Genomic DNA, 2,500 nt, shown 5'->3' with positions numbered 1-2,500 from the left:
CGCGATTACTAGCGATTCCAGCTTCACGCAGTCGAGTTGCAGACTGCGATCCGAACTGAGAACAGATTTGTGGGATTGGCTTAACCTCGCGGTTTCGCTGCCCTTTGTTCTGTCCATTGTAGCACGTGTGTAGCCCAGGTCATAAGGGGCATGATGATTTGACGTCATCCCCACCTTCCTCCGGTTTGTCACCGGCAGTCACCTTAGAGTGCCCAACTGAATGCTGGCAACTAAGATCAAGGGTTGCGCTCGTTGCGGGACTTAACCCAACATCTCACGACACGAGCTGACGACAACCATGCACCACCTGTCACTCTGCCCCCGAAGGGGACGTCCTATCTCTAGGATTGTCAGAGGATGTCAAGACCTGGTAAGGTTCTTCGCGTTGCTTCGAATTAAACCACATGCTCCACCGCTTGTGCGGGCCCCCGTCAATTCCTTTGAGTTTCAGTCTTGCGACCGTACTCCCCAGGCGGAGTGCTTAATGCGTTAGCTGCAGCACTAAGGGGCGGAAACCCCCTAACACTTAGCACTCATCGTTTACGGCGTGGACTACCAGGGTATCTAATCCTGTTCGCTCCCCACGCTTTCGCTCCTCAGCGTCAGTTACAGACCAGAGAGTCGCCTTCGCCACTGGTGTTCCTCCACATCTCTACGCATTTCACCGCTACACGTGGAATTCCACTCTCCTCTTCTGCACTCAAGTTCCCCAGTTTCCAATGACCCTCCCCGGTTGAGCCGGGGGCTTTCACATCAGACTTAAGAAACCGCCTGCGAGCCCTTTACGCCCAATAATTCCGGACAACGCTTGCCACCTACGTATTACCGCGGCTGCTGGCACGTAGTTAGCCGTGGCTTTCTGGTTAGGTACCGTCAAGGTACCGCCCTATTCGAACGGTACTTGTTCTTCCCTAACAACAGAGCTTTACGATCCGAAAACCTTCATCACTCACGCGGCGTTGCTCCGTCAGACTTTCGTCCATTGCGGAAGATTCCCTACTGCTGCCTCCCGTAGGAGTCTGGGCCGTGTCTCAGTCCCAGTGTGGCCGATCACCCTCTCAGGTCGGCTACGCATCGTTGCCTTGGTGAGCCATTACCTCACCAACTAGCTAATGCGCCGCGGGTCCATCTGTAAGTGGTAGCCGAAGCCACCTTTTATGTTTGAACCATGCGGTTCAAACAAGCATCCGGTATTAGCCCCGGTTTCCCGGAGTTATCCCAGTCTTACAGGCAGGTTACCCACGTGTTACTCACCCGTCCGCCGCTAACATCAGGGAGCAAGCTCCCATCTGTCCGCTCGACTTGCATGTATTAGGCACGCCGCCAGCGTTCGTCCTGAGCCAGGATCAAACTCTCCGATAAAGTAGTTTGACTGACTACGCACATCGCTGTGCGATTTTATAAAAATGAATTAACAGGTACGTTTTGTCTTGTTTAGTTTTCAAAGATCATTTCGTTTGTTCGCTTTGTTAAAGCAACTTTATTAGTATACAACGCTGCTTCTTTAAAGTCAACAACTTTTTATAAAAACTTTTGGTGGAGCCTAGCGGGATCGAACCGCTGACCTCCTGCGTGCAAAGCAGGCGCTCTCCCAGCTGAGCTAAGGCCCCGTAAAAAATGGTCGGGAAGACAGGATTCGAACCTGCGACCCCATGGTCCCAAACCATGTGCTCTACCAAGCTGAGCTACTTCCCGATTCCCTATCTATTTCTATTAAATAATGGCGCGCCCGAGAGGAGTCGAACCCCTAACCTTTTGATCCGTAGTCAAACGCTCTATCCAATTGAGCTACGGGCGCAATTAATGTTACAATATCCCGTTGGGATAAAATGGAGCGGAAGACGGGATTCGAACCCGCGACCCCCACCTTGGCAAGGTGGTGTTCTACCACTGAACTACTTCCGCATTTCGCAATAAAAAAAGCTTTCTCCTTTTTGAGAAACCTTGGTAATAAAGCACTTAATAAAGCTTCCAAGCGGGCTCGAACCGCTGACCTCTTCCTTACCATGGAAGTGCTCTACCTGCTGAGCTATGGAAGCAATGGCTCCGCAGGTAGGATTCGAACCTACGACCGATCGGTTAACAGCCGATAGCTCTACCACTGAGCTACTGCGGAATAATATAAGCTTCATAAACAAACATGGTAGAAATAATAAATCTGCTTGGCGGCGTCCTACTCTCACAGGGGGAAACCCCCGACTACCATCGGCGCTGAAGAGCTTAACTTCCGTGTTCGGCATGGGAACGGGTGTGACCTCTTCGCTATCGCCACCAAACAAATTGAGAGTGTTCTCTCAAAACTAGATAACAGATGTGACATCATTCAAAATGTGGTTAAGTCCTCGATCGATTAGTATCTGTCAGCTCCATGTGTCGCCACACTTCCACCTCAGACCTATCAACCTGATCATCTTTCAGGGATCTTACTTCCTTACGGAATGGGAAATCTCATCTTGAGGGGGGCTTCATGCTTAGATGCTTTCAGCACTTATCCCGTCCG

General features: G+C 50.9%; 6 tRNA genes and 3 rRNA genes (2 of these 9 running past the window's edge). All 9 read right to left on the bottom strand.

Annotated features, from left to right (window positions below):
- Nucleotides 1-1,362: ribosomal RNA gene (locus tag M0696_RS00980) — 16S ribosomal RNA — on the bottom strand (it extends 188 nt beyond the left edge of the window).
- A 172-nt stretch (nucleotides 1,363-1,534) separates the two neighbouring features.
- Nucleotides 1,535-1,610: transfer RNA gene (locus tag M0696_RS00975), tRNA-Ala, on the bottom strand.
- Between the two features lie 8 nt (nucleotides 1,611-1,618).
- A tRNA-Pro gene (locus tag M0696_RS00970) sits at nucleotides 1,619-1,695 on the bottom strand.
- 26 nt (nucleotides 1,696-1,721) lie between these two features.
- A tRNA-Arg gene (locus tag M0696_RS00965) sits at nucleotides 1,722-1,798 on the bottom strand.
- 32 nt (nucleotides 1,799-1,830) lie between these two features.
- Nucleotides 1,831-1,905, bottom strand: a tRNA-Gly gene (locus tag M0696_RS00960).
- A gap of 61 nt (nucleotides 1,906-1,966) precedes the next feature.
- Nucleotides 1,967-2,039, bottom strand: a tRNA-Thr gene (locus M0696_RS00955).
- 2 nt (nucleotides 2,040-2,041) lie between these two features.
- Nucleotides 2,042-2,116, bottom strand: a tRNA-Asn gene (locus M0696_RS00950).
- Nucleotides 2,117-2,160: 44 nt separating this feature from the next.
- Nucleotides 2,161-2,276: ribosomal RNA gene (rrf, locus tag M0696_RS00945) — 5S ribosomal RNA — on the bottom strand.
- Between the two features lie 54 nt (nucleotides 2,277-2,330).
- Nucleotides 2,331-2,500 (bottom strand): 23S ribosomal RNA (locus M0696_RS00940) (it continues 2,758 nt past the right edge of the window).

The sequence above is a fragment of the Bacillus rugosus genome (assembly GCF_023238245.1).
Lineage (GTDB): Bacteria > Bacillota > Bacilli > Bacillales > Bacillaceae > Bacillus > Bacillus rugosus.
Note: the sequence above shows the minus strand (reverse complement) of the source record. Positions and strands in the feature narration are given on the sequence as shown.